Below are 2861 nucleotides of genomic sequence, written 5' to 3'. Positions count from 1 at the left end.
GAGCAGACCGAGCGGGGCGACGAGATCGGCCCAGGCATCGTTGTGGGCGAGCACCTGGAGGGCGCGGCCGCGCACGAACGCCGGGGTCGGTTCCAAAGCGCGGAGCACGGCGGCGACCGATTCGGGGACGGTGGTCGTCGGCTCGTGCGAGCCGCAGCGTCCCTCGTGGCCCGCGGTCATGGCGAGCAGGCCGAAGTGCTGGCGTTGCGCCTCGTCGAGCAACAGCGCGTCGGCGAGGGCGTCGACGACGGCCAGCGAGGGGTTGGTGTCGCGGCCCTGTTCCAGCCTGGCCAGGTAGTCCGCACTCACCCCGGCCCGGACGGCGACCTCCTCGCGGCGCAGGCCGGGGGTGCGGCGACGACCGATATCGGGCAGCCCCACGTCGGCGGGGCGCAGCTCGGCGCGGCGGGCGACGAGGAATTCGGCGAACCTGTTGGCGCTCACATTCCCATCATGGCCGATCCGGGCACCGCCGGCCTGGCCCTGTCAGGTCCAGGAAAACCGCGGCCTTGGTACCCGCCTCGACCGGGCCCAGGCTCGAAGCCATGACCACGAGCACGAACGAAACCCCGACCCTGCTGAAGCCCGGCTCCTGGGAGCTGGACAGCGCGCACTCCTCGGTGGCCTTCAGCATCCGCCACCTCGGCATCGCGAAGGTGCGCGGCCGCTTCACCGACTTCGAGACCGAATTCCGCGTCGACGACACCGGCGCGGCCACCATCGGCGCCACCATCCGGTTGAACTCCTTCGACACCGGCAACCCGGCCCGTGACGAACACGTGCGCGCGGCCGACTTCCTGGACGTCGCCAACCGTCCCACCCTCACCTTCCGCGCGAGCGGGCCGGTGCGGATCGGCGAGGAGTTCACCGTGCCCGGCGAGGTGACCATCGGCGAGCGCAGCACGCCGGTGACGCTGGAGGTGGAGTGGGGCGGCATCCAGGAACTGCCGGGCACCGGCGTCAGGCACGCGGGCTTCTCGGCGGTCGGCACCGTCGACCGGCTCGCCCTCGGCGTCGGCGCGGCGGCCCCGGGCCTGCTGGGCAACACGGTGAAGGTTGAGCTGGAGATCCAGCTGATCGAGCCAGCCTGAGCCGGTCGATACCGTCGCCGCCCGTTCGGAGCGGGGGTTACTGTCGCAGGTGCGGGCTGTGCACGCGCTCACAGCACACACAGCCCGCGCACGACAGCGACGACGAAAGCACGGACCCGTATGAACGCTCGACCCGGCACGACCGCAGTGCACGCCTTCACCGACGACGCGCTGGGCGATCTCGACGCCCTCGGGGTCGCCGCCCGGATACGCGACGGCGAGGTGAGCCGCGAGGAGGTGCTCGAGGCCGCCATCGCCAGGGTGCGGAAGGTGCAGCCGGAGCTGAACGCGGTGCAGGTGGACTGCTTCGAGCGGGCGCGCAGGCAGCCCCCGGCCGCTGGCCTGTTCGCCGGGGTGCCGACCTTCGTCAAGGACAACGCCGATGTCGCGGGCCTGCCGACCTGTCACGGCTCTTCGGCGTTCGATCCGCACCCGGCGAAGGCGGACAGCCCGCCTGCGCGGCAGTTCCTCGCGCAGGGGTTCACCGTGCTCGGCAAGTCCACGCTCAGCGAGTTCGGCCTGACGGCCAGCACCGAGTACGCCGACCGCCCGCCCACCAGGAATCCGTGGCATCCCGAGTACTCGGCGGGCGCCTCCTCCGGCGGGTCGGGGGCGCTGGTCGCCTCCGGCGCGGTGCCGATCGCGCACGGCAACGACGGCGGCGGATCGATCCGCATCCCGGCGGCGGTCAACGGGCTGGTCGGGTTGAAGGTGACCCGCTGCCGCCTGCTCGACGAGCCGGGCGCGCGGCAGCTGCCGGTCAATCTGGTCACCGAGGGCGTGCTCACCCGCACGGTGCGCGACACCGCCCACTACGTCGCGGCCGCCGAGCAGTACCGCCCCGAGCCGGGCCTGCCGCCGATCGGGCTGGTCGAGGGCCCGGACGAGCGCAGGCTGCGCATCGGCCTCATCCGCTACGACCTGCGCGGCCATGCCGTGCACCCCGAGACCGACCGGGTGCTCCGCTCGGCCGCGGACACCTTCGCCGCCCAGGGCCACGACATCGTCGAGCGCCGCCTGTTGCTCGACGAGGACTTCGTCGAGGCGTTCCGGCTGTACTGGTCGATGTTCGCGGTGCTGCTGTCGGCCAGTTACCGGATCGGCCACGGCCGCCGGTTCGACCCGCGCAAGCTCGACCCGTTCACCAAGGGTCTCGCGCGCAAGGTGGCTCGCGCCCCGCACCGGCTGCCCGGCGCGATCCGCAGGCTGCGCACCGGCCCCGAGCTGTACGCCAGGCATTTCGACGGCGTGGACGTGCTGCTCACCCCGACGCTCGGTCACCCGGCGCCGCTGCTCGGCGAGCAGTCGCCCGCGCAGCCCGCCGACGAGTTGTTCGCCAAGCTGGTCGACTACGTCGCCTTCACCCCGATCGCGAACATCGCGGGCGGCCCGGCGATCTCGTTGCCGCACGGGCTGTTCGGCAACGGCCTGCCCGGTTCGATCCAGCTGTTCGCCCCGCACGGCGACGAGCGGACGCTGCTGCGGCTGGCCTACGAACTCGAGGCCGTGGCCCCGTTCCCGAAGATCACCGACCCCGTCCTGTCCCGGAACGAGGCCTGAGTCGTCCGCCTCGGCTGCCGCGCTCACCGCGCGAGCGCGGCCCGTTCGGAGACCCGGCGCAGGGCCGCCGCGTACTCCTCGCCGAGCCCGTCGACGAACAAGGCGACCGGCTCGACCCCCCCGATGGGGTTGAGGCCCAGGCCCGCGGCCCACACGGACATACCACGGTTTTTAGTCGCGCCGCCCGCGGTGTTTTTTTTAGTTACGGTG

At 72.5% G+C, this 2861-nt stretch carries 4 protein-coding genes; 2 read left to right on the top strand and 2 right to left on the bottom strand.

What is annotated here, in order from left to right:
- Positions 1–444 (bottom strand): helix-turn-helix domain-containing protein (locus tag QH283_RS00115; RefSeq protein ID WP_280500982.1); only part of this gene is annotated, 444 nt, incomplete at its 3' end.
- Between the two features lie 101 nt (positions 445–545).
- Here QH283_RS00115 and QH283_RS00110 point away from each other — a divergent pair.
- On the top strand, positions 546–1091 hold the full coding sequence (locus tag QH283_RS00110) for a YceI family protein (protein ID WP_280500981.1): 546 nt from the start codon (positions 546–548) through the stop codon (positions 1089–1091).
- A gap of 120 nt (positions 1092–1211) precedes the next feature.
- Positions 1212–2651, top strand: a complete 1440-nt coding sequence (locus QH283_RS00105) for an amidase (RefSeq protein WP_280500980.1) — start codon at positions 1212–1214, stop codon at positions 2649–2651.
- A 23-nt stretch (positions 2652–2674) separates the two neighbouring features.
- Here QH283_RS00105 and QH283_RS00100 read toward each other — a convergent pair whose 3' ends face one another.
- Positions 2675–2812 carry a hypothetical protein gene (locus tag QH283_RS00100; RefSeq protein WP_280500979.1) on the bottom strand — a complete coding sequence of 46 codons (138 nt, stop codon included), beginning with the start codon at positions 2810–2812 and terminating at the stop codon, positions 2675–2677.
- Positions 2813–2861 lie beyond the last annotated feature (49 nt).

This window comes from Nocardia farcinica (assembly GCF_029867845.1).
Lineage (GTDB): Bacteria > Actinomycetota > Actinomycetes > Mycobacteriales > Mycobacteriaceae > Nocardia > Nocardia farcinica_A.
The sequence above is the reverse complement of the archived record's forward strand: the minus strand, read 5'-3'. Positions and strand labels throughout refer to the sequence as shown.